This window comes from Clostridium sp. BIOML-A1 (assembly GCF_009874105.1).
GTDB lineage: Bacteria > Bacillota > Clostridia > Lachnospirales > Lachnospiraceae > Coprococcus.
Genome location: NZ_WWTL01000004.1, coordinates 167,688 through 192,700 on the forward strand (window position 1 = coordinate 167,688; position 25,013 = coordinate 192,700).

The window sequence follows — 25,013 nt, forward strand, 5'->3', positions numbered from 1 at the left end:
AGTTAATTATGCTTTTTACAAAAGAATATTGGTTAAACTGTATTGATCGAACAAAACGATATATTAAAACATTTATAAAATGGATAATATGTTCTATTATAATCGGAACAACCTGTGGTGCTGTCGGAACAGCCTTCCACTACAGCGTTGAATATGTTACAAAATATCGGGACAGTCATTCATGGATCATATATCTTCTGCCTCTTGCCGGTCTGGTCATCATCTTCTTATACAGAAGCTGCGGACTTAAGCACGACAAAGGTACAAATCTGGTCATCGGTTCAATCCGAAATTCAGAGTATAATGTTCCATTTCGAATGGCTCCGTTAATATTTATCTCAACCGCTATCACTCATCTTTTCGGGGGATCCGCCGGTCGTGAAGGAGCTGCTTTGCAGATTGGCGGAAGCATCGGCGCGTCAATCGGAAAACTGGTAAAAATGAATGATAACGATAAGCACATTATGACGCTGTGTGGCATGAGTGCTGTATTTGCTGCTTTATTCGGAACACCGGTCACCGCTGCCTTATTCAGCGTTGAGGTTATCAGTATCGGTATTCTCTACTACAGTGCTCTGGTGCCTTGTATCCTGTCAGCAACCATTGCATATGCGATCACTGAAAAATTTCATATAACTCCAACTTACTTTATACTAAATCAGGTTCCCGATATGTCCCTGGCAACCGGTATTCGTGTTGTTATCCTCGCAGTTGTCGTTGCGATAGTCAGTATATTATTCTGCCTGTCTATGCAGGCAACAGGAAAAGCCTTTAAGAAATTTTTCAAAAATCAATATGTACGGATCTTCGTTGGTGGTGTCCTTGTGGTTCTGCTCACTATATTAGTTCGTTCCAATGATTACAACGGAGCAGGTATGAATATCATCGAGCAGGCAATTCATGGAGAAGCAAAACCGGAAGCTTTCCTGCTCAAACTGATCTTTACCTGTATTACCATCGGCTGTGGCTTCCGTGGCGGTGAGATCGTTCCTTCTTTCTTTATCGGCGCTACAGTCGGTTGTACCGTAGGTGGCTGGATCGGACTTGATCCCGGCTTTGGAGCCGCTATGGGGCTTGTATGTCTGTTCTGTGGCGTTGTAAACTGTCCACTGGCATCTTTAGTCCTCAGTATTGAATTATTCGGTGCAAGCGGCATTCTGCTCTTTGCTATCGGAGCCAGTGTCAGCTATATGTTATCCGGCTACTACAGCCTGTACAGTGAACAGAAGATCATCTATTCGAAGCTTCGTCCTCACTATGTAAACCTTTACACAAACCAGGAAGTGAAGACGATCGAGCATGATGAATAGCTCTATTGTATAGAACAAAAGAAAAAGAAGACATTTGTCTTATATAATGTCTTACTGCGGTTTCTGTTCGATGCATATGCCTGATTCGTAAATACTCCTGTGCCAACTCGCTCTTCGAGCTCAAACAGGCACCCGTATTTACTGGCACTATGCATCTCTCAACGAAATCCTCGTAAGGTCACTACATAAGACAAATGTCTTCTTTTTCTTTCTGCCATATATATTATTTTCTTTATAAGCTTTTATATATTATTTTATTCTGCTTTGTCCGTTTCTTCTGTTGTCTTATCGTCGGACTTGTCTGTTTTTGTATCATCTTTTTTATCCGACTTTTTGTCTGACTTTTTATCCGATTTCTTATCGTCTTTCTTTTCGGAATCTTTCTTCTCCTCAGTTGTCTCTTTCTCTTTTGTTCCTCGAAGAATGACTTTGTTACGTTTGTCATAGACACTGACGGATTCCGGTTCGGATGATATCTTCTCACCATTTTCATCATATACGGTACGATAGGTCTGAACCTTAAGTCCGGTGATACCTGTTACAGAGACTTTTTCTTCTCCTTCTTCCAGTGTATCATCGTCCTCATACTCTGTCTCATAATCATATGTTGCAACAACTTCACTGGATAATGACACCTTAAAATCTTTTAACTTTGTGCCATAGAGCACACAGGTAACAACACCTCCGCCATAAGATGATACGATCTTGATCGGATATTCAGTATTATTTGTAAATTTATAATCCGGACCGCCCCAGGATACTGTTGCATCAAATCCTGTATCTACATAGGCAGACGGATGTGGATGACAGTGTCTTTCGTTGATCTGAAGATTCGCATACAGACATGCATCATACAGTGTAGACGATACCTGACAGATTCCTCCTCCAACTTCATCCACGGATTCACCATTAACATAAGAAGGTGCTGCGCTGAAACCATTTTCAATCGTTCTCTGTCCTACAACATTGTTAAACGAGAACTGCTCACCCGGCATAAGAATCGTTCCATTACAATTCTCAGCGGCCTTTGCAACATTAGACTTTCTCGCTTCTGTCCCTCCAACATTCGTGCTGAACGAACTTAAGGTATCACGGAACAGATAGGACTGTAAAGTCTCCTTTGACAATTCAGGTTCTGTATATACCAGATCTATACTGACCTCTTCACCATCCTTGGCTGCCTCTAATTTCTTTGCAGCTGCATCTTTATCAAAGCTGACACCGGTTACAGAATCTGTTACACTATAATCATTTTCAGGATCAAGTGTAGCATCTGCGGGTTCAACATAGACCTCATCATAGATCAGATCAAGATCTACATCTCCATATGTAAGCGGACATTCGATCGACTCTGCATAGTTACCGGCCGTGATCAGCTCAGCCATCCGGTCAACCAGCGCATCGGTATCTACAACATAACCGCCTCTACCCTTTGTTACGATAATCTTATCTTTTTCTACCGTATAATACTTATCTTCAAGCCCTTCTAACTTATTAAGCTCAGACTGCTTAACTGCCGTATATAACAGCTTCTTATCCTTCAATGAAGGTTTTGCCTGAATCTCCTGATCTCCGAACAGGGCAGCTACAAAATTCCATCCTCTTGCAAGGAAGAAATGCTTCTCATCATTTGCCTTTTTTACTGCATCCGTAACATCCAGATCAAGTGCATCTTCAATCACGATACAGTATTTCTTATCCTTAACCGTTACGTCAATGGATGCATTGCTGTATTCCGTCCGGAACTGCTCTTTTACTTCCTCTGCCGCCTGTGCCACTGTCATACTGCTGACATCAATTCCGTTAATGCTTGTATTCGGGAAAAATTTTTTATTTCCGATACATGCACATGCGATCAGATAAAACACACCTAATGCAACAATAACACATATCGTTGTAGTAATACTTCTTTTTGCTTTTTTCATGATGTATCTCCATTTTACTACATTTGAGGATATACGCATCAAACTGATGGTTAAAATCCCCTACATTAATATATTCAACCATTTGTTAAAGTTATCATAGGAATTTTTATATGTCAATACGGATTCCAAAGGAAAGAAATATTTCACAAAAGCTATATTCTTTCATAAAAAATATGTAACAATTTTGGAACAAACACATACCGGCAGGGTTATACCCAGCCGGCAAGTTTACAGATCCAATAAATAACTCCAAGTCCCCATGACACGAAAATTCCATACATGATAACAGGTCCTGCGATCGTGAAACATTTCACACCTTTTCCAAACACCTCACCTTCGGTCTGAAATTCTATGACCGGGGCACAGACGCCATTTGCAAAACCGGTGATCGGAACAAGCGCTCCCGCCCCACCGTATTTGGCTATCTTCTTATAAAGATTAAACCCTGTCAGGATAACGCTGATCAAAACAAGAATAACAGACACATAGGAAGAACTGTCGTTCTTATTCCATCCAAAATACTGTAACAGGTTAAACAAACCCTGCCCGATCGTACAGATGAGTCCTCCAACCAGAAATGCCCAGAGACAGTTTCTGAATGAATTCGATGTCGGAGTTACTGTTTCTACATACTGATTATATTCCTTTTCTTTTGGTTCATATTTCATACCGTACACCTCTGTTTCTTTCATTATTATAAGTTTTCTTTGTTTTGTCTGTCAGACCAGTCCGGTAGAGATCAGTCCTATTATCGATCCTACAAGTTTACCTGCAGCCACCGCATAGATCACATAGGGAATATACCGTCTGACGGAAAACCGCCTTGAAATGATCGGGAACACATTTAACACCTCTGCCAGAGCTCCAACCAGACAGCCGGTAAATATACCGCCGAACAAAGTGACAAATGCCAGACCGGGAAGTAAAAGCGGAATTCTGATATTAAACAGATAAATGACATTACCCACAACCGCACCATAGGCAAGCAGACATTCAATCAACATATAGTGCCTGTCACCTTTTACCTTTTCCGCAAGCTTCGGAAATACACCGATCAGGGAAATAAATGCAAAATATCCACTGGATATTGCTGCACCGCCAATAAATGCAACAGCCGCATAACAGATAAGTCTAATCAGCATCCCGGACATCCTTCTTTCTTGTAGCATCCGTTATGATCGTCTGGTTCACTTCCTGTTCATATTGGCGCATCTGGACCTGAAGCGGTGTCGGATCATCCGTGAATTTCTTATTGGTTCCGTGATTAAAGAATATGATGATTCCGATAAACAACCCGATTGAATAGGAGACGGCTCCTATCGCAGCCCCGGACTCACTTCCCCCGGTAAATACATTTTGCAGCAGGTCAAGCTGTCCAAGCAGGTTTACATCGGAATTATAAGATATGATAGAAAATCCCGCCCCAAAGAATGCGATCAGACAGAGCAGAATAAACTTAAATGTCTGCTTGATCCGGTCTGACGGATCAAATGCTTTGTAATATACAACCACATTTGGCTGGCCAAGATTTGTAATGCTGACTTCCTCGTCGCAATTCTTCTTGATCTCCTCAATGATATCCAGAATCGATATGACCTGCTGCCCTTTTGAACCGGTTGAAAAATTCATAAGCACAAGCTTTTCGATTTTGTTCTTCAGATCCGGATTATCCGCTACAACCTTTGATACATCCTTTATCCGAACCTTCCGCTGTTCGGCAAGAACATTTTCAGCCAGCTGCAGATAGACCATATATGCCATTTTTCATCACCCGCTTTATTCCATATTCCTATAGAAAATAGGATGTCAGCATTTGTTATATTTTATACATATTCTTTGAGTTTCTCTAAAATTTTCTTCTCCTTCCTGCTTACCTGAACCTGACTGAGTCCAAGCGTCTTTCCTGTCTCTGTCTGTGTACGGTCTTCAAAATATCGAAGTCTGATCAGCATCTGTTCGTCCGGATCAAGCCGATCCAACAGCTGTGACAACGTAATATGATCCACAATATCCTGACTGTATTCCTCAGTCTTTGATAGGACTCCGGGCGTATCTAAAGATTCAATCTCCATCGACGCTTCCATCGCCATTACAATATCTCCGGCATCAAAGGACAGTGCAGCAGCTATCTCCGTAATCTCCGGTTCATAACCTTTTTCTTTCTTTATCTTCTGTCTGTACTGTTCTACCTTCATATTCATTTCTTTCAGGCTTCTGCTCACCTTGATCGCACCGGAATCCCGTAGAAAACGTCTGATCTCTCCCTGAATCAGCGGTACTGCATATGTGGAAAATTTTACATCATACTCAAAGCTGAACTTGTCAATACATTTGATCAGTCCTATACATCCGATCTGAAACAAATCCTCGATGTCATATCCTCGTCCTGTAAATCTTCTTGCTACACTCCATACAAGCCCAAGATTCTGTTCAATCAGTTTCTCTTTTGCATGGTCATCCCCATTTTTCGCCTGTAAAAGAAGATCCAGATTATTTTCCATTTACATCGCACATCCTGTCCCTATTTTTTTCGTCATCTTTACTACTGTTCCGACTCCCGGCTCCGATTCCACCGTCAGCTCATCCATAAACGCTTCCATAAATGAAAATCCCATTCCTGATCTTCCATCTGTTCCGGTTGTATACATCGGTTCCATAGCTTTATCAACATCTTCGATTCCGCATCCATGATCTGTGATCTCTATGTACAGGATTCTGTTTGCAATACGGGATACAATTTCGATCACACCATCTTCTCCCTTATATCCATGGATGATCGAATTCGTAACAGCCTCTGATACCGCTGTTTTTACATCTGCCACTTCTTCTAATGTCGGATTTGTTCTTGTCATAAATGATGCAACAACAACTCTTGCAAAGCTCTCATTTCTTGGATCACTTCCAAATTCTATTTTCATTTCATTTCTGTCCATTTCCGTCTTCTCCTTTTCTTCTATGAGGTATGTACAGTCCGATACGCTTCCTCAAAATTTCCTGCTTTTGTTACGATCTTAAATATTCCGGACATCGTAAGCAGCCGTTCCATTCTGTCATTACTGTTTATGACAAATGCCTGTCCGCCTCGGTCATAGACATTACGAAACCGCCTGGTTATAAATCCAATTCCGGAGCTGTCCATCATATTTGTGTGCTTAAAGTCAAAGACCACATAACGAACCCTGGAATCAGAAAAAGCATCTTCCGTTTCTTCTACCAATCCGGCTGCACGATAATCGTCTACTTCCTCAGGAAGTTCGATCAGTATAGTATCCCCAATCTTTTCATAATTATTCATATTTCCCTCCTTTTTTCATACATGTATTTTTGTATATATATTACTGTCTGATATCGCATGATTAATTCCACAAAAAAAGACAAACAGGCGTGTCTATCTCCTATTTGTCTTTTGTATTTTATAATATTTATTTTTTTACACATCTATTACTCATTCAAAGGATCCGGTCCGGGCTCTGTGGTTCCCGTCTCTTGCGTTGTTCCTTCCTCTTGAGTGGTTCCCTCGGTAGTAGTATCAACAGTGCTTTCCCCGTCTCCCGCATCTTCACTTGTCTTAACGCCGGATAATGAAACTGCAACTGTATAGTAGATAGAATCCGGACATTTATCAAAGAAGGTTTCAAATGCCGTCTTTGCTTTATCTTCATCCTCTGTACCAAGGTAACAAAGTGCTTTGTAATATAACGCAACATCATAATCCGGGCTGGTCTCCAATACTTTATCAAACTCTGTCATAGCTTTATCATACTGTGTATCGTTATAATATTTGAGTGCCAGCTGCATAGATACTTTATCTGAATCTGCTAACTCTGCCTTACTTTTCTTCTCATACTCCGACACCTGTTTTGTCAATGTATCATTCTTTGTCGTAAGCGTATCAAGCTGATCCTGCAATGACGAAATCTTGGTATTTTTATCTGCCAGATCTTCACTGTAAGCAATCTTCACATCCCGGCTCTCGCTATCCGCATTCTTGCTATGTTGCGGTATTACAAGGAACCACATAACCGCCAGTCCGAGCAGAAGTCCCGCAAATACATATGCAAGTGAATATTTGTAAAAATTGATATCCTTATATCTGCCAACCGGAACCGGTTTTCCTTCATAATCAACCGAGTCAGTATCTACATATGCCCGTGGCTGGTCTTCCACAAATAAAAGATCTGCGTCATAATCATCATCCGGATAATCACGAAAACTCATAATCTCCTCATCCGTATGTCCCATCTCGTTAAAATAACGGACAGCCAGCGGATTCGTTCTGTCGATCTTGATAACACGTTTTAATGCTTTTCTTGCCTTATCATATTTGTTATCATCGATCAGAAGAAGTGCCATCAACAAATATCCGTTTACAAACTTCGGATTATCCGATAAGACTTTTCTAAGCTGGATAAAGGCAAGATCCTTACTGCCCTGTCTGGCATAGTTTACTGCCTGATTGTATTTTCTCGCCGCATTATTCGTCGTCTCAAGCTTATGGGGATTTCCCTTTACTTCTTTGATGTAGCGTTTTGCAACATTACGTCCGCTGAAATAATTCACACTGATGACCCAGTGGCTTAATGCCAGAACAACTTCACCGGTTTCATAATATACAAGTCCCAGAAGATTTCTGGCATCAATGTTCATTTTATCATATTTAAGAGAGATCTTTAATGCTTCCTCTGCACCGCTCATATCACGGACTCTGGCTTTATCCAGACCGATATTATAATAATATTTGGATGTGTTCAGTGCTTTATTTACAAACTCACTCTTTAATCCGCACTGGCTGCAATATCCGGTAACAAGGATCTTACCGCCACAATGCTTACAATTCAGTACATCTGCCATCTTATTTCTCCGTTTCCTTTGCTACACGAAGCATCTCCTGCATAATATCCGAGATATCCTTCAGATCATTATTATAAATGGCATCTTCTGCCTGATCTACTTCCAGAGTCGGTCTGAATTTTTTTACTTCTTCATCAAAGTTTATCATGATATTCCTCCATATTTGTAGATTACTCTTTTATCCCTGAAAGCCATCGTTTAACTTCACCAACCAGATAAAGAGAACCCACACAATAGACTGCTGAATCTGTAATCTGTTCTTTATAACGGATAGCGGCATTCATTGCTTCTGCAATATCCTCATATGCCTCCACCGCATGTCCTGTGTATTTTCGAAATCTGTCAGCGATCAATGCAACAGGTGCTTTCCGTTTATTATCCACACTCGTAACTATGATCTTCTCAAATGAAAGTTCTTCTGTCAGATCCCGTATCATCGTATCATAATCCTTGTCCTTTACTGCTGCAAAGACCAGGATCTTCTTTTTCTTCGTATAAAGCGTCCGAAGTGTTCTGCAATAACATTCGACCGCTTCCGGATTGTGCGCACCATCTACAAACAGATCAGGTGCAATCTCCTCCATCCTGCCTTCCCATGAAAAATCAAGCAATCCGCTTCTGACTGCCTGCTCTATTCTGACATCAGCACCTGCATTTTTCTCGTATACCATATCCCTGATCTGCATCAGGATATCAAAGGATGCAACTGCAAGGCAGGTATTTTCGACCTGATAAAGAGACGTTTTCGGTATCCTCAAATGGTCATAATTATAATACCGATTATGAAATGAAAAATCAATGGTTTTATCATCTATTTCATTTATTATATAGTTTGATTTTTCGACCGCTGTTACGGCAGAATCCAATTCTTTTGCACGAGTCTCTATGATTCCAGACGAAACCGCATCCCGCTTGAAATATACGACCGGAACTGACGGTTTGATGATCCCTGCTTTCTCTCCTGCGATCTTAGCGATCGTATCTCCAAGATATTCCATATGATCAAGTCCTACCGATGTGATAATGCAAAGCTCCGGTCTTACGACATTAGTTGCATCCAGCCTGCCACCCATTCCGGTCTCATAAATCACATAATCCGGCTGCTTCTTCTCATAATAAACAGCCGCCATCGCAAACATCACTTCAAAGAAAGACGGATGAACGATGAACTTCTTCCGCACCTGCTCAAACGCCCATGTAAAATCTTCATCCGATATCATTTCATCATCATATCGGATCCGCTCATTGATCGAGACAAGATGCGGTGATGTAAACAATCCTACATGAAAGCCTGCATGCATCAGTATCGTAGCAAGCGCCTTTGCCGTTGATCCCTTACCGTTTGTTCCTGCTATATGGATCACTTTACTCTTATCCTGCGGATTCCCTAAACGTTCAAGAAGACTGGCAAGATTCTCTGTGCCAATCTTCTGTGCGAACAGTGGAATGCTTAGGATATACTCAACTGTTTCCCTGTAATTCATCTGACATTCCGCCTATCTGTTATCTATCTTTTCCGGATACAGGTCATGATTTGACATTCTGTTCCATGCAACTTCTTCCCATTTTGTTCCCGGTCTTCCGTAATTACAATATGGATCGATCGAGATACCGCCTCTCGGAGTGAATTTGCCCCAGACTTCAATATATTTCGGATCCATCAATTTGATCAGATCCTTCATGATAATGTTCATGCAGTCCTCATGGAAATCTCCGTGATTTCTGAAACTGAACAAATATAATTTTAAAGACTTGCTCTCTACCATCTTCACATCCGGAACATAGGATATATATACGGTTGCAAAATCCGGCTGTCCCGTGATCGGACATAAGCTGGTAAATTCCGGACAATTGAACTTGACAAAATAATCATTGTCCTGATGTTTATTGATAAAGGTCTGTAACATCTCCGGTGCATAGTCCATGCTGTATTTTACATTCTTATTGCCGAGAAGTGTTACATCTTCCATTTCTTCTGCGGTTCTTCCCATCTTCTGTTACCTCCTTATGCATCTGCTTCTTCTGCTGCCTTTGACACACATTTGATCAGGATCTGAACAGCCTTATCGCACTGTTCCTTTGTTACGATCAGTGGCGGTGCCATACGGATCACATTTGGTCTTACCGCTGTGATCAACAGTCTGTTCTCAACAGCCAGATGCTTTACTTCGTTTGCGATCGGTTTGGTGAATTCAACGCCAACCAGAAGTCCGCGTCCACGTACTTCCTTCACATACGGAAGGGAATAAAGCTGTTCTGCAAAATAAGCTCCTGTCTCTTTTGCATTCTCTGCAAGATGATTGTCTAAGATCTCATCGATCTCTGCAAGTGCGGCTGCACAGCATACAGGATTGGCTGCGTAAGTAGAACCGTGTGCCCCCGGTGTAAATGCACTTGCAAGCTCTGCTGATGTACAAAGTGCGCCAATCGGCATACCGCCGCCGATCGCTTTTGCCATAGATACCATATCAGGCTTCACTCCATAGGTCATAAATGCCATCGTATCTCCGCATCTGCCCCATCCGGTCTGTACCTCATCGAATAACAACAGGATGCCGGTCTCGTCACAGTAAGCACGAAGTCCTTTTAAGAATTCCTCCGTTGCCGGATATACACCACCCTCGCCCTGAACAGGCTCTACCATGATTGCAACTGTGTCTTTGGTACATTTGCTCTTGAAATCCTCAAGATTATTGAACTCTGCATATGTGAAGCCCGGAAGCATCGGCTTGAAACCGATCTGACATGCATTGTCCGGCTGTCCGGTTGCTGATAACGCTCCATAGGTTCTGCCATGGAAGCTGTTAATGGCTGTAACGATATGATAATGCTCCGGTCCGTAATGATCGGTTCCGTATTTTCTTGCCATCTTGATCATTGCTTCATTTGTCTCTGTTCCTGAATTCTGGAACAGAACCTTCTCCATACCGATCGTCTCACAAATTTTCTTTGCAAGCAGGATCATAGGAAGTGTATATGCGTAATTGGATGCATGGATCACATTCTGGCACTGGTCTGCGATCGCTGCCGCAACTTTCTTGTTACAGTTACCGGTACTGTTTACTGCGATGCCGCCGAAGAAGTCAAGATATTCATTTCCTTCCTCATCGTACACATACATGCCGTCTCCCTTTTCTTCAATAAAATTCCATCTTCTGGACTGCTCGGCGAGGTATTTGTCTACTATGTCAAGTAATTCGTCTTTTGTATATCCGCTTTCATTAACTTTCATCTTCCTGTCTCCTTTATATAAATACAAATTTTTAGTTCCTACTAATGTGCAAACTGTGAATTGTAAAGGGTGTAATAGAATCCTTTCTGTGCTAAAAGTGATTCATGATTACCCTGCTCTATGATATGTCCATCCTTCATAACCAGTATAATATCAGATTCTTTGATCGTTGACAAACGATGCGCTACGACAAAGCTCGTTCTTCCCTTCATCATCTTCGCAAATGCACGCTGGATCCGGATCTCGGTTCTTGTATCGATCGATGATGTTGCTTCATCAAGGATCAGCATCGGTGGCAGATCAAGCATAACTCTGGTAATACATAAGAGCTGTTTCTGTCCCTGTGACAGTCCGCCGCCATCCTCTGATATCATGGTATCATACCCCTCCGGCAAACGCTTGATAAAGCTGTGTGCGTGGGACTGTTTTGCTGCTTCTATAATCTCCTCATCCGTCGCATCCGGTCTTCCGTATGCGATATTCTCCTTGATCGTTCCGGTCTTTAACCAGGTCTCCTGAAGAACCATACCATAGTTATCACGAAGGCTCTCTCTCGTTACCTGACGGATATCATGGCCATCTACAGAAATGGCTCCGGCATCTACATCATAGAACCGCATTAAAAGATTGATAACGGTACTCTTACCACATCCGGTCGGTCCGACGATCGCTACACGCTTACCCGATTCAACCTTCAGATTCAGATTCTTGATCAGTTCTACATCTTTATTATAAGAGAAATCCACATGAGACAGATCCACCTGTCCATCTGCTTTCTCGATCACATAGGCATCCGCAGGCTCCGCGATCTCCGGTTCTTCATCGATCAGCTCAAATACTCTGGCTGCGGATGCAAGTGCATTCTGAAGCTCCGTTACGACGCCTGAGATCTCATTAAATGGCTTTGTATACTGGTTTGCATAGCTTAAAAAGCTGGTAAGCTGACCAACGGATATTCTTCCCTTGATCGCCATGACCGCACCGATGATGCCAACGCCGGTATATACTAAGCTGTTTACAAAACGGGTACACGGATTGGTAATAGATGAGAAGAAGGTCGCATCCAGTCCTGCCTTATTCAATCTCTTATTTACTTCGTTAAAGCTGTCATTTACATTTTCTTCCATGGAAAAGGCTGTTACAACCTTCTGGTTTTCTACCATCTCATTAACAAGTGATGTCATCTCACCCTTGATCTCTGCCTGCTTTCTGAACATATGGTAGGTTTTCTTTGCGATAAATGCCGCAACAAACAGAGAAACCGGAGTGATCACAACAACCGCAACCGTGATCACAGCGTTAATCGATAACATGAAACAAAGCGTTCCAACGATAGTCATAACACCGGTAAATAACTGTGTAAAGCCCATCAGCAGACCATCTGAAAACTGGTCTACATCTGCGATCACACGGCTTACGATATCACCATGGGTGTGAGAATCCACATAGGATAACGGAAGCTGTTCTAACTTCTTATATGCAGATGTACGGACATCATTTACAACATGATAGGTAACTTTATTATTCAATATATTCATGATCCACTGGCAGACTGCCGTAACCGCAACTACGATCACAAAACGGATTGCCAGTGTCTTTAATGCTCCGAAATCAACGGCTCCTTTTCCGACGATCTTATCTACCATATGTCCGGTAATGATCGGTGCATATAAGGTCAGAACAACGGATATCGCTGCACAGATCAGGGAAAGGACAACTAAGAAACTGTATCGTTTGATATACTTTAATATTCTGCCAAGTGTTTTCTTATTGACAGACGTACTTTTTTCTTTTTTACTCATCGTCGCTTCCTCCTTCCTATGCCATTGCATTTCCGGCAGAAGTCTTTTTACCGGATACTTCATTTGCCGATAACTGTGACTGACATATCTCCTGATATACCTCACAGGACTGTAACAATTCTTCGTGGGTTCCGATACCTGCAACCTGTCCATCATCTAATACAATGATCTGATCGGCTCCCATGATCGTCGATGCTCGTTGGGAAACGATAAATACGGTCATACCCTTTGTCTGCTCTTTGATCGCACGCCGAAGAGCTGCGTCTGTTGCAAAGTCAAGTGCCGACGCACTGTCATCCATGATCAGGATCTCAGGCTTTCTTACAACTGCTCTTGCGATCGTAAGACGCTGCTTCTGCCCACCGGATAAGTTCTTGCCACCCTGTGTAATCTTAAAGTTCATGCCATCTGTTTTCTGATCAACGAATTCTTTTGCCTGTGCGATCGTAAGTGCCTCATTGATCTCTTCTTCCGTTGCGTCATTTTTACCCCAGCGGATATTCTCGGCGATCGTGCCCTGGAACAGAACTGCCTTCTGCGGAACTACACCTACCTTCATTCGAAGGGAACGGAGATCATAGTCCTTTACATCCACACCATCGATCTTAACCGCACCACCGGTGGCATCATAGAATCTCGGGATCAGGTTGACCAGAGAACTCTTACCGGAACCCGTACCACCGATAATACCGATCGTTTCTCCCGCTTTTGCCGTAAAGGATATACCGGTCAGTGAATCTTCCGATGCTTTACCATACCGTAAGGCTACGTTGTCAAATACCACCTTAGGAACATCCTGTCCGGCTGCCTTCTGTGCTTCTGATAAAGCAGAACCTTCTGCAACCTCTGTGATCGATGGCTTCGTATCAAACACAACATTGATTCTCTTTGCACATGCGATCGACTTTGTGATGTTAATGATCAGATTGGCAAGCTTTACAAGCTCAACTAAGATCTGTGACATGTAGTTGATCAGTGCAACAACCTTACCTTGTGACAGGATACCGATATCGGTCTGTCCGGCTGCAATCCAGATGATCGCAACAGTTGCAAGATTGATGATCACATATGTGACAGGATTTAAGAATGCCGAGATTCTTCCGACATACAACTGAATATCCATCAGATCATCGGTTGACTTATCGAATTCATCAACCTCTTTTTGCTGTCTGTTAAATGCCCGGATCACACGGGCACCTTCCAGATTCTCTCGGGTCAGAAGCATGACCTTATCCAGTCTTGCCTGTACCTTCTTAAACAATGGAATGCTGACAAGCATAATTCCGAATACAACGATCGACAATGCCGGTATTGTAACCACAAAGGTCATGGCTGATTTGACATCGATCGTAAATGACATGATCATCGCACCGAATACGATAAACGGAGAACGTAGGAACAAACGGAGCACCAGATTGACACCTGTCTGGATCTGGTTGATATCACTGGTCATTCGAGTAAGCAGTGTCGATGTTCCGATCGTATCGATCTCATTATAAGAAAGACTTGTGATATGACGGAACAGATCACTTCGAAGTGCCGTTCCGAATCCGGTTGCTGCTTTTGCGGAAAAATACTGTGCTGTCAGAGAACAGCTCAGGCCGATGATACCAAGTGCAATCATAACGAGACACATCCGAAGAACATATCCCATGTCCTGATTCTTAATACCGGTATCAATAATATGTGCCATTACGATCGGGATCAGCAGTTCGAAACAGGCTTCCAGCATTTTAAATAATGGTGCCAGAACCGATTCTTTTTTATAGTCCCGTAAATATCTTAATATTCCCTTCATTCTACGCTCCTACTCTTGTTGTAAAATGTATATATGCTCTCTGCATTTGTTTTTAACATACCATATGCCAGGCGTGCTGCCAAACGGCTTTCTGCCGTCCTGCTGCCTGCCTGGCATACATATATGGTAGAATCTCCACACCCCCTTACATAAAATTGCATGTGGATTCTGTGGGAATTCTTTCATGCACAAATGGCATGAACGATATAATTATTCCTCATCCGGAAGATTTGCATTGTGATATACGGCCTGTACATCATCATCTTCATCTAAGAGATCCAGAATTCTTGTAAACTTCTTTACAACCTCAGGATCTGTCAGATCTACATAGTTCTGTGGGATCATGGTAAGCTCTGCTTCTGCCATCTTGATTCCCTCTTTTTCAAGAGCCTCTCTGACTGCTGAGAAATCATCCGGTGTTGTGATGATCTCAAAGCTGTCTTCCTCTTCACTGAAATCCTCAGCTCCGGCATCCAGTGCCATCATCATAAGATCATCTGCATCCATATCACATTCTTCTTTATCAATAATGATCTGTCCTTTATTATCAAACATATAAGATACACAACCGGTCGTTCCTACGTTTCCGCCGCCCTTTGTAAATGCATTTCTTACATTTGCAGCCGTTCTGTTCTTATTATCTGTAAGAGTATCAACGATAATCGCTGTACCGTTCGGACCATATCCTTCGTATGTATTAGCAACATAATTTACTGAGTTTGCATCACCTGCTGCTCTGTCGATACCACGCTTGATCGTATCGTTTGGCATATTGTTTGCCTTTGCCTTTGCGATTACATCACGAAGCTTACTGTTGTTATCAGGGTTTGCACCACCTTCTTTTACAGCGATTGCAATTTCCTTACCGATAATGGTAAAGATCTTACCCTTTGCAGCATCGTTCTTTTCTTTCTTATGTTTAATATTTGCAAATTTTGAATGTCCTGACATTTTTTTACTCCTTAACTCTGTAATTCTATCTTTTGAATATCCATTTTCGGATATCGGTTTCTTTTTTGAAGCTTTATAAGCCCAACTGGTTCATAATATCATACCTGATTTTCATTTTCAACCTTGGTTATCCGCACCTTATCGATCATCTTATCCTTGATCCCAATGGTCTCAAAATTATATCCCTTATATGTAATATCTATTTTTTCGTTCTCATAAGGGAGCCTTCCCAGTTCATACAGCATAAACCCGTTCAGTGTCTGAAAATCCTCATCCGGAAACTCAATTCCCAGATGTTCCGACAATTCATCCAGTTCTGCTCTGCCGCCCACGATATATCCATGACCCGCAAGTGCAATATCATCGTCATCATCGTCGTATTCATCAAAAATATTGCCGACAATTTCTTCCAGAATATCTTCCATCGCTATGATGCCTTCTGTCTGACCATACTCATCCACCACAATAACCATATGGATTTTCTCTTTCTGCATCCGTTTGAATAATTCCGATATATTCTTAGTCGGATGCACAAATGTCGGCTCAACCATGATCTGTTCGATCGTCTGGTTCTTATCCTGCAGATACGCTTTTACAAAATCTTTAAAATAAAGGATTCCGACTATATTGTCCAGATCATCATCAAACACCGGATATCTGGAATAATTATTCTCCAGCATGATCTTGATCGTTTCATCCATTGTGGTATGTTTGTCGATTCCAACTACATCGGAACGCGGAGTCATAACATCCCGGACTTCTTTCTCACTGAATTCAAAAATATTTGTGATCATCTCTACTTCGTCATCATGAATGAGTCCCTGTTCATTTCCCTCGTTGACCATGGAAATAATCTCTTCCTCAACTTTTTCTTCATCAGCTTTTCTGTTATTAAATAATTTCATATACCAGACAGTCTCTGTCTACAAATCACCTCTCCTGTTCGTTTCATTCTGCATTCATTCTTAATCCCATACGAATGCAAATATAATGGAAATATATCATTAATTCCAACATTCGTCAATTTTTTCATATGAGAATCTGCATAATCCGTATTCATATGGAAATCTGTATAACTGTATGATTATACAATGTCTGTAATTACCATGCCACAAAGATCAATACAGATCCAGACTGATCTTTAATGCAATATCTACCTTTTTCAGAATGTCATCTCCCATATGGCATACTTTTTCTTTTAATCTCTGTTTATCGATCGTACGCACCTGTTCCAACAGCACAACCGAATCCTTTGCCAGATCATACCGACTGGAATCAATCTCAACATGTGTAGGCAGCTTCGCCTTGTTCATCTTGCTGGTGATCGCTGCACAAATCACCGTAGAACTGTGTTTATTTCCCGCTTCATTCTGTATGATAAGTACCGGTCTGACTCCTCCCTGTTCCGAACCAACGACAGGTCGTAAATCAGCATAAAATATATCGCCTCTTCTGATTACCAATTCTTTTCACTCCATTTATTTATTAATATCTTCTGTTGTGAAAAGTATTTCCAATTCTATTCTATGATATTCAGTTCCGGCGTAGATAATTCACTTCCCCGACTTCTTTTCCATCCCTAATATAGACTCTTGGTACACGTCTTCCGATATTACAGATCAGTTCATAGTTGAAGCTGTTTGCCGGTTCCGCAACTTCTTCCACCGTGATCTCTTTATCTCCGCATTTTCCGATCAGAACAACTGTATCACCGACTGCCGTCTCCGGTATATCACTTACATCGATCATAAACTGATCCATACAGACACGTCCGGTGATTGGTGCATACTTACCATGAATGATCACACGTCCGATATTGGACTGTGCTCTTGGATATCCGTCAGCATAACCGGCAGACACGGTTGCTATTCTCATATCATGCGGTGCGACAAATGTCCATCCATAGCCGATACCTGTTCCTGCTTTCACATCCTTCACATGAACTACCTTGGCAAGTAGTTCCATTGCCGGCTTAAGTGCCGCGATCGAATGATCGACTTCATCCGATGGATATAGTCCGTATGTTACGATACCGGATCTTACCATATCAAAGCCTTCATTATCCATCTCCATGATTCCTGCGCTGTTTGATATATGCTTTACAGGAATCGATATACCCCGTTCTTCTAATCTGCCGATCACAGACCGGAATAACGCAAGCTGTCCATTTGCAGCTGTTTTATCGTATTCGTCCGCCTTTGAATAATGTGTAAATATTCCCTCGACCTCAATTCCCGGCATATGCGCAATCTCTACGATATCATTGATACCTGCATCATCACACTGGAAGCCGATCCGACTCATACCGGTATCCATCTTGATATGGATCTTTGCTTTTGTTCCTTTCTTTACCGCATCATCTGAGAGAATGGCACATTCAGCTTTATCATACATAGCAGGTCTTACATCGTATGTGATCAGTTCATCATACTCTGATGGGTCTGTATATCCAAGTATCAACAATGGCTTCTCACATCCTGCATGACGAAGCTCTACCGCCTCATCAATACAGGCAATGGCATAAAAGTCTGCCAGATCAGAAAGGGCTCTTGAAACCTCTACTGCTCCGTGGCCATAGGCATCTGCTTTGATCACGGCAAGCATCTTCATACTCTCCGGCACACATGCCTTCATCATTTTTATATTTTCTCTGATATTATCCAGATTGATATCTGCTTCTATTCTTCTATATTTATTCATTTGTCTGCGCCTCTGCCTATTATATTTTATACATAAGAACTCATGACCGGACCGATCTCATCGATCAGACTGCCGGCGGTCATAGCCGCCTTTCCATACCGTTTCTTTGCACGATCCCCTGCCAGTCCGTGTATATACACCCCAAGTCTTGCTGCCTCTGCCGGAGATATTCCACCGGCGGATAGCCCTGCGATCATTCCTGCAAGGACATCACCTGATCCTGCTGTTGCCATGCCATCATTACCCGAAGTGTTCATGTAAGTATGCACACCTCCTGCACTGACACAGGTTCTTGCATCTTTTAATACACACACAAGTGTTTCTGCTTCCGCAAATGTCCTGCACTCACGAACCGGTGCTTCTTTTAATTCAGCCACTGTCTTTCCTGTCAGTCTGGACATTTCCTTTATATGTGGTGTAATAACAAGTGATATATTTCCCGTCTGTCTGCTTATCTCTCCTGCCGTAAGCAAATCTTTATGAGCTGATAAAAGATTAAGGCCATCGGCATCAACAACGATCGTTCCTTTGAACTCCTCCAACACTGTCTTAAGCATACATTCCGCTTCTTTTCCGGTTCCGATACCCGGTCCGATCAGTATAACATCTGCCCATGCACATGCATCCTCTGCACAGAGGACAGCCGTTTTCTCATCCTGATATGTCTTCATCAATGCTTCCGGTAGATATCCGCCTACGATCACTCTGTTATCCTTATGGGTATATACCTTTACCATACCACTTCCAACCCGATAGGCTGCCGATGCCGCAAGACAGGCTGCTCCCGATATCTCCTGACTACCGGCTATAACTGCTACTTTCCCAAATGTACCTTTATTTCCGTCTTCTGCTCTTTTTGGAAGACGCATCAAGTCTTTTTCTTCGTATGTATATATTTCCGGCATTACTATATCGACTGCTTTTCCCGGAAATCCTATATCTTTTACAAGGATTTCTCCGCAACAAGCACATCCCGGATAAAGTACCATTCCGACCTTCATTAACCCCATTGTTACTGTAAGATCCGCCTTTACTGCAACATTCATCACCTGCCCGGTAGTTGCCGACACCCCGGATGGAATATCTATCGATACAACATATGCCGGAGTATCATTGATCTTCTCAATAATTTTTTGATGAATACCCCTGATATCCCGTTTTAATCCTACACCAAATATCGCATCAACGATAATATCATACTTCTGATCAGGATATTCATCAAGAAGCTTTATACCGAGCTGCTCTAAAATATTCTGCTGAACAGCAAAGCTCTCCGTTGCTTTCCGGATCTGCCCTATGCAATATACATCCGTCTGATAACCCTTTTCTGACAAGATCCGCGCTACTGCCAATCCATCGCCGCCATTATTTCCCTTTTCAACAATAATCAGAACCTTAATATCTGCCATGGTTTCTACACATTGTCCGCTTCTCTGATCAATCGGAAATCTATTTTCAATTTCTCCTGCTACAGCCATAGCCGCTCGCTCCATTAATACGATTCCCGGAATTCCGATCTGATCGATCGAGTTACGATCAATCTCCTGCATCTCATTCCCTGTTGCAAGAAATTTCATAAAACTGCTACCTCCTTCCGTTGGTATATACAAATGCCATGGCTATTACGCCATGGCATTCGTACATATCTGATTGCATTTCTGCTATTTATCTTTTCTTTAAAAACTCAGGTATTCTGATACTGTCATTTGCCTGTGCTGCAGGTCTTGTCGGTTTTGGTGTCGGTGCACTGACATGTGGTTCAACCGGTGTCGTTGTTCTTGTTGTGTTCGGAACTACCGGCTTTACTGTCTGTGCGGAAGAAGCCTCTGACAGGAATGTAGGTCTGATCGATGAACTGCTAAGTGCCTGTCCACCATAAGTAGGTGTCGTTGTCTTTCTTGTCTCACTAAATGAAGCTGTTGTATTCACACTGTCAAGCTTTGGAGCAGCGGTTCCCGCAAATCTGCTTACAGGCGCAGCTGTCTCAGCTTTCTCAAGTCCTGTTGCGATAATCGTGATACTGATCTCCTCACCCATATTATCATTATCAACCGTACCAAAGATGATGTTTACACCATCGCCAGCCTGTTCGGTAAGATAAGTAACTGCATCGTACGCTTCTACGATGCCAATATTTCCTGAGAAGTTTACAATAATATCGGTTGCACCTGATACGGTTGTCTCCAGTAATGGTGAATCCATAGCCTCTTTGATCGCATCAACTGCTTTATTCTCACCGCTTGCTGAACCGATACCGATATGTGCAATACCCTTATCTCTCATAACTGTCTGGATATCAGCAAAGTCAAGGTTGATAAGACCCGGTTTATTGATCAGATCTGTTACACCCTGAACACCCTGCTGAAGAACCTGATCTGCTTTCTTTAACGCATCAGGAATACTTGTTCTCTTATCACAAATCTGCAGTAACTTATCATTTGGAATAACAATCAGGGTATCCACATTCTCTTTTAATCTTGCAATACCATCCATCGCATTCTTCATACGTGGCTTTCCTTCAAAACCAAAAGGCTTTGTTACTACACCAACGGTCAGTATACCAAGATTTCTTGCCATCTCGGCTACAACCGGTGCAGCACCTGTTCCGGTTCCGCCACCCATACCACAGGTTACAAATACCATGTTGGCATCCTTTATAATATCAACAATTTCTTCTCTATTCTCCTCAACTGCACTGGCACCGATCTCAGGCTTTGCACCTGCACCAAGTCCCTTTGTCAGCTTCTCACCAATCTGAATCTTAGTTGTGGCTCTGCTTAATGAAAGTGCCTGCTTATCGGTATTGATCGCTATCAGCTCAACACCCTCTACATTTTCATCAATCATTCTGTTTACCGCATTGTTACCTGCGCCACCCACTCCAATTACCAGTATTCTAGCTGGTGTTCTCTCATCGTTAGACTTTATTTCGAGCAAGGTTATTTCCTCCTTCTATATATTTCTTTTATTTCTTGTACATACGCTCCTACCCCCAGTTTTCTATTCTGTCATAAAATACTTCTCCGCGAAAATATTATCCGCGTGGCAAAAGTATGAGGAGTGTACATCTATATAATCGCATTAATATCTTAATAATACGATTTTTTTATAAATAACGCAACAACTTTTTATCGTAAATTTTACTTATTTTCCTTAAATATTGCATTTCCTGTGCCTGCCGTATAGTCTGTCAGGTCCAATGTTCCGCTTTTTCCTTCAAGTTTTGCAAGAATACTTTCCAGATTCATCAGCTTGTCCTCAAGACCGGTCCCGCTTCCAAGTTCAATCTTTATCTTATCCTTATACAAGACAATCTCGTTATCACTGTTGAACCGGATCTCATCGATCAGGAGCTCGTTCTTATCAATCAACTGTGTCATGGTAAGAATCTCCTGAAACATCGCATCATTGGTTACCGGGAGCTTCTCTCCTACAACGATACGATCAAATTTGAGTCCCTGTATACATGGCACATCAGGAAGCTTCTCAGCCGAAGTCTCAAGCACACGGCCGTCATTATCAAAATAAATATACTGATCCATATAAATCACACAGCCTGCCATGGATTTCTCATATACTGTGATAGTCACTGTATGCTTACCGATCACCTCTATCTGAAACTTATCAACAAACGTTACATCCTCTACCGGATGAAGTTTGTTTTCAATATAGAAAAATAATGTATTGTCTGCTTTCTTTCCTTTTGTAACAATGTCGATCACTTCATCCTTTGTGTAATGGACATTTCCGGACACCTGTATCTTCGTCAGGCTATAGGACTTTATAACATAAATGTATGCACCCATGCACAGCAACAATAATGCAGCCAAAATGATCAAAAATATCTTTCCGGCTTTCCTCTTTTTCTTCTGTTCAGATTTTTGCACATTCTGTTCTTTCTGCATATCTACATTCATCCTATACTACATCTTCTATCTTCCCGGTTTTATCTGCCTTGCAACTGCAAACATCAGTCCCATTTCAAGTAACAGGAAGAAAATCGAACTGCCACCGTAACTGATAAACGGAAGCGGCACACCTGTCGGAGGTATCGTATTTGTAACAACACTGATATTGATCAATACCTGTACTGCAATATGTGCCATGACCCCAACCGCTATCAATCCTCCAAACCGATCACCTGAATTGATAGCAAGCACTGTACATCTGTAGATCAGTAAAATAAACATTATGATCGTAAGCACAGCTCCAAATAAGCCCAGTTCCTCACATATAACAGAAAATATCATATCATTATGTGATTCCGGAATAAATCCCATCTTCTGAATACTGTTTCCAAGCCCTCTGCCAAAGAATCCACCGGAACCGATCGCGTATAGCGACTGCATGGTCTGGTATCCATCATCGTATTTCTCCGGAGCAAGCCAGATACGGATACGATCTGCACGGTATCCTGCTGTAGCGATAAATACCACACACATCAGGATTCCCAGAACGCCCATCAATATAAAATGCCAGTTCTTCGGGCTCGCTACAAATACAATGATCATCACGATCCCAAAACAGATAATCGCCGTACTCAAGTTCTCGATCGCGATCAACACGATCGTTATAAGCGGAAGCAGGAGCATCTTTGCAAGTCCCTTGATCGTATTCAGACTTCTGGGTTTTCTGGTACAGATATCTGCTGTATAAACGATCAGTGCCAGCTTTGCAAATTCGGATGGCTGAAAGCCAAATGCTCCGATATATATCCATCTGGTCGAACCATGGCTCGCACTTCCTATAATGTACACCAGCACCAGAAGTGCTATTGCCACATACAGAAAATATTTGGAGTATCTCGCATATCTGCGATAATCAATCTTGGATACCAGAAACATTCCAACCAGTGCAACAAGTTCAAAAACAAGCTGTCGTTTTGCAAAATATGTACTGTCGCCATACAATTCATCCGCCCGGTATGAGCTGGTACTGTATACCATAACCAGCCCGAACAGGACAAGTCCCAATACAATTCCAAACAGCGGATAGTCGAAGTAGCGTCCGCTGTACCATAACGGCTGTTTTCTGCTATCTATCTCATTTGTATCTGTTTTCCTGTTTCTGTCATTCAAATATTTCACTCCTTAAAATCGCGGACATATTCTTTGAACATTCTTCCTCGCTGTTCATAATTGTCGAACATTCCCCAGCTTGCACATGCCGGAGAAAGGAGAACTGCTTCCCCATCTTTTGCATTTTCATGACAATATTTTACTGCTTCTAACAGATCGTCTTCAAATACAATATTATGGAATCCGTGTTTTTTGGCAGTCTCTGCAATCTTCTTCGCTGTCTGACCGATCAGAACAAGGCATCTGACTTTTCCGTCAAATGCATCAATCCACTCATCATAAGTAGAGCCTTTATCATAACCTCCACCGATCAGATAGGTTGGTTTTACCATTGCCTGAATTCCCTTGATGGCTGCATCCGGGTTCGTTCCCTTGGAATCATTATAATAATCCACGCCAGCTACAGTCTTTACATACTCTATTCTATGCTCTACAGCCTTAAAGCTTACTGCAACATCACGAATAATATTAACCGGCACTCCCATATAATATGAGATACCGACAGCTGCAAGTACATTTTCAACATTATGTGCCCCAAGCAGGATCAGATCCTTTAACGCAAGAACATCAATCTTTTCTCCGTTTGCTTCAATCTTGATATGACCATCCTCTACATATACACCTCCGGCAGGCTTCTCCAGTCTGCTGAAATATACAACTCTCGGACGAATCCCCTCTGCCATTGCTCTTGTATGTTCATCATCATAGTTTAATACAACCACATCTTCTTCTGTCTGATTTTTTGTAATCGATTTCTTGACATTTCCGTAATTCTCAAATGTATAATGACGATTCAGGTGATCCGGTGTAAGATTTAAGACAGCACTGACATTTGGATGAAAATCCACGATCGTTTCTAACTGAAAGCTGCTGATCTCCGCTACTGTCGCACTGTCGTCATCTGTTGTATCGCAAAGCTCTGTATATGGGATACCGATATTTCCGACTACGATAGTCTTTGGATTCCATGCTTTGACGATCTCTCCGACAAGTGCAGTTGTGGTTGTCTTGCCATTGGTTCCTGTGATCGCAGCGATCTTACCTTTACCGAAATAATATGCAAGTTCAATCTCACTCCATACCGGAATACCTGCTTTTTTTACTTCTTCTACAAAAGCAGAATCAACCGGAATACCGGGGCTTATAACCATAATATCTGTCTGCTTCAATACTTCATCTGTTAATTTCCCAAGAAGGATCGTAACAAGCTCCGACCGGGAAAGCTTCTCCATCAGATCATTCTTATCTCTTTTTTCGTTTTCATCAAACAACGTAACCTTTACGCCGTGCGCGATCAGAAGCTTTGCCGCACTGATTCCGCTCTTACCTGTACCTGCCACTAAAGCATTTTTAAAATTCATTTTTC

At 42.1% G+C, this 25,013-nt stretch carries 24 protein-coding genes; 1 reads left to right on the forward strand and 23 read right to left on the reverse strand.

Annotation, left to right across the window (positions count from 1 at the left end; genetic code table 11):
* Positions 1 to 8: 8 nt before the first annotated feature.
* The gene (locus tag GT641_RS04560) at positions 9 to 1,310 is read left to right on the forward strand and encodes a chloride channel protein (RefSeq protein ID WP_161116919.1); all 1,302 of its coding nucleotides are present in this window, start codon (positions 9 to 11) and stop codon (positions 1,308 to 1,310) included.
* Between the two features lie 254 nt (positions 1,311 to 1,564).
* Here the strand turns inward: GT641_RS04560 and GT641_RS04565 are convergent, their stop codons facing one another.
* The 23 genes from GT641_RS04565 to murD form a co-directional block, all read right to left on the reverse strand.
* Positions 1,565 to 3,235: a VanW family protein gene (locus GT641_RS04565; protein ID WP_161116920.1), complete on the reverse strand. Its 1,671-nt coding sequence runs from the start codon at positions 3,233 to 3,235 to the stop codon at positions 1,565 to 1,567.
* Positions 3,236 to 3,444: 209 nt separating this feature from the next.
* Complete coding sequence (locus GT641_RS04570) at positions 3,445 to 3,903, reverse strand: SpoVA/SpoVAEb family sporulation membrane protein (protein ID WP_049941114.1); 459 nt, start codon at positions 3,901 to 3,903, stop codon at positions 3,445 to 3,447.
* Positions 3,904 to 3,954: 51 nt separating this feature from the next.
* Positions 3,955 to 4,377 carry a stage V sporulation protein AB gene (locus tag GT641_RS04575; protein WP_008403000.1) on the reverse strand — a complete coding sequence of 141 codons (423 nt, stop codon included), beginning with the start codon at positions 4,375 to 4,377 and terminating at the stop codon, positions 3,955 to 3,957.
* Positions 4,367 to 4,996, reverse strand: a complete 630-nt coding sequence (locus GT641_RS04580; RefSeq protein WP_008402999.1) for a stage V sporulation protein AA — start codon at positions 4,994 to 4,996, stop codon at positions 4,367 to 4,369. Before GT641_RS04580 ends, GT641_RS04575 begins: the two co-directional genes overlap by 11 nt.
* Before the next feature lie 62 nt (positions 4,997 to 5,058).
* Positions 5,059 to 5,736, reverse strand: a complete 678-nt coding sequence (locus GT641_RS04585; protein WP_161116921.1) for a sigma-70 family RNA polymerase sigma factor — start codon at positions 5,734 to 5,736, stop codon at positions 5,059 to 5,061.
* Positions 5,737 to 6,168, reverse strand: a complete 432-nt coding sequence (gene spoIIAB / locus GT641_RS04590) for an anti-sigma F factor (RefSeq protein ID WP_008402997.1) — start codon at positions 6,166 to 6,168, stop codon at positions 5,737 to 5,739. It lies immediately after the preceding gene.
* Positions 6,169 to 6,188: 20 nt separating this feature from the next.
* On the reverse strand, positions 6,189 to 6,530 hold the full coding sequence (locus GT641_RS04595) for an STAS domain-containing protein (protein WP_008402996.1): 342 nt from the start codon (positions 6,528 to 6,530) through the stop codon (positions 6,189 to 6,191).
* A gap of 146 nt (positions 6,531 to 6,676) precedes the next feature.
* Positions 6,677 to 8,086, reverse strand: coding sequence for a tetratricopeptide repeat protein (locus GT641_RS04600; protein WP_161116922.1), 1,410 nt, complete (start codon positions 8,084 to 8,086; stop codon positions 6,677 to 6,679).
* Between the two features lies 1 nt (position 8,087).
* Positions 8,088 to 8,234, reverse strand: coding sequence for a hypothetical protein (locus GT641_RS12960; RefSeq protein ID WP_008402992.1), 147 nt, complete (start codon positions 8,232 to 8,234; stop codon positions 8,088 to 8,090).
* A 22-nt stretch (positions 8,235 to 8,256) separates the two neighbouring features.
* Positions 8,257 to 9,570, reverse strand: a complete 1,314-nt coding sequence (locus tag GT641_RS04605; protein ID WP_161116923.1) for a folylpolyglutamate synthase/dihydrofolate synthase family protein — start codon at positions 9,568 to 9,570, stop codon at positions 8,257 to 8,259.
* A gap of 12 nt (positions 9,571 to 9,582) precedes the next feature.
* Positions 9,583 to 10,077 carry a preQ(1) synthase gene (gene queF / locus GT641_RS04610; protein ID WP_008402990.1) on the reverse strand — a complete coding sequence of 165 codons (495 nt, stop codon included), beginning with the start codon at positions 10,075 to 10,077 and terminating at the stop codon, positions 9,583 to 9,585.
* Between the two features lie 14 nt (positions 10,078 to 10,091).
* Entirely contained in the window at positions 10,092 to 11,318 is a 1,227-nt protein-coding gene (locus GT641_RS04615) for an acetylornithine/succinylornithine family transaminase (RefSeq protein WP_161116924.1), read from the reverse strand.
* A 41-nt stretch (positions 11,319 to 11,359) separates the two neighbouring features.
* Entirely contained in the window at positions 11,360 to 13,120 is a 1,761-nt protein-coding gene (locus GT641_RS04620; RefSeq protein WP_161116925.1) for an ABC transporter ATP-binding protein, read from the reverse strand.
* A 16-nt stretch (positions 13,121 to 13,136) separates the two neighbouring features.
* Positions 13,137 to 14,918 carry an ABC transporter ATP-binding protein gene (locus GT641_RS04625; RefSeq protein ID WP_008402985.1) on the reverse strand — a complete coding sequence of 594 codons (1,782 nt, stop codon included), beginning with the start codon at positions 14,916 to 14,918 and terminating at the stop codon, positions 13,137 to 13,139.
* A gap of 210 nt (positions 14,919 to 15,128) precedes the next feature.
* Positions 15,129 to 15,869: a YebC/PmpR family DNA-binding transcriptional regulator gene (locus tag GT641_RS04630; protein ID WP_008402983.1), complete on the reverse strand. Its 741-nt coding sequence runs from the start codon at positions 15,867 to 15,869 to the stop codon at positions 15,129 to 15,131.
* A 98-nt stretch (positions 15,870 to 15,967) separates the two neighbouring features.
* Positions 15,968 to 16,774 (reverse strand): hemolysin family protein, encoded by an 807-nt coding sequence (locus GT641_RS04635; RefSeq protein WP_119962735.1) that lies wholly within the window; start codon positions 16,772 to 16,774, stop codon positions 15,968 to 15,970.
* Between the two features lie 213 nt (positions 16,775 to 16,987).
* Positions 16,988 to 17,332 (reverse strand): type II toxin-antitoxin system PemK/MazF family toxin, encoded by a 345-nt coding sequence (locus GT641_RS04640; RefSeq protein ID WP_008402980.1) that lies wholly within the window; start codon positions 17,330 to 17,332, stop codon positions 16,988 to 16,990.
* Between the two features lie 70 nt (positions 17,333 to 17,402).
* Positions 17,403 to 18,569, reverse strand: a complete 1,167-nt coding sequence (alr, locus tag GT641_RS04645; RefSeq protein WP_008402979.1) for an alanine racemase — start codon at positions 18,567 to 18,569, stop codon at positions 17,403 to 17,405.
* 26 nt (positions 18,570 to 18,595) lie between these two features.
* On the reverse strand, positions 18,596 to 20,146 hold the full coding sequence (locus tag GT641_RS04650) for an NAD(P)H-hydrate dehydratase (RefSeq protein ID WP_161116926.1): 1,551 nt from the start codon (positions 20,144 to 20,146) through the stop codon (positions 18,596 to 18,598).
* 88 nt (positions 20,147 to 20,234) lie between these two features.
* On the reverse strand, positions 20,235 to 21,506 hold the full coding sequence (gene ftsZ, locus GT641_RS04655) for a cell division protein FtsZ (RefSeq protein ID WP_161116927.1): 1,272 nt from the start codon (positions 21,504 to 21,506) through the stop codon (positions 20,235 to 20,237).
* Between the two features lie 203 nt (positions 21,507 to 21,709).
* Entirely contained in the window at positions 21,710 to 22,474 is a 765-nt protein-coding gene (locus GT641_RS04660) for a cell division protein FtsQ/DivIB (RefSeq protein ID WP_161116928.1), read from the reverse strand.
* Between the two features lie 27 nt (positions 22,475 to 22,501).
* A complete protein-coding gene (gene ftsW / locus GT641_RS04665) occupies positions 22,502 to 23,656 on the reverse strand; it encodes a putative lipid II flippase FtsW (RefSeq protein ID WP_347562843.1) in 1,155 nt (384 codons plus the stop codon).
* Positions 23,653 to 25,008 (reverse strand): UDP-N-acetylmuramoyl-L-alanine--D-glutamate ligase, encoded by a 1,356-nt coding sequence (gene murD, locus GT641_RS04670; protein ID WP_008402973.1) that lies wholly within the window; start codon positions 25,006 to 25,008, stop codon positions 23,653 to 23,655. The genes ftsW and murD overlap by 4 nt, the downstream gene beginning before the upstream one ends.
* Between the last annotated feature and the right edge of the window lie 5 nt (positions 25,009 to 25,013).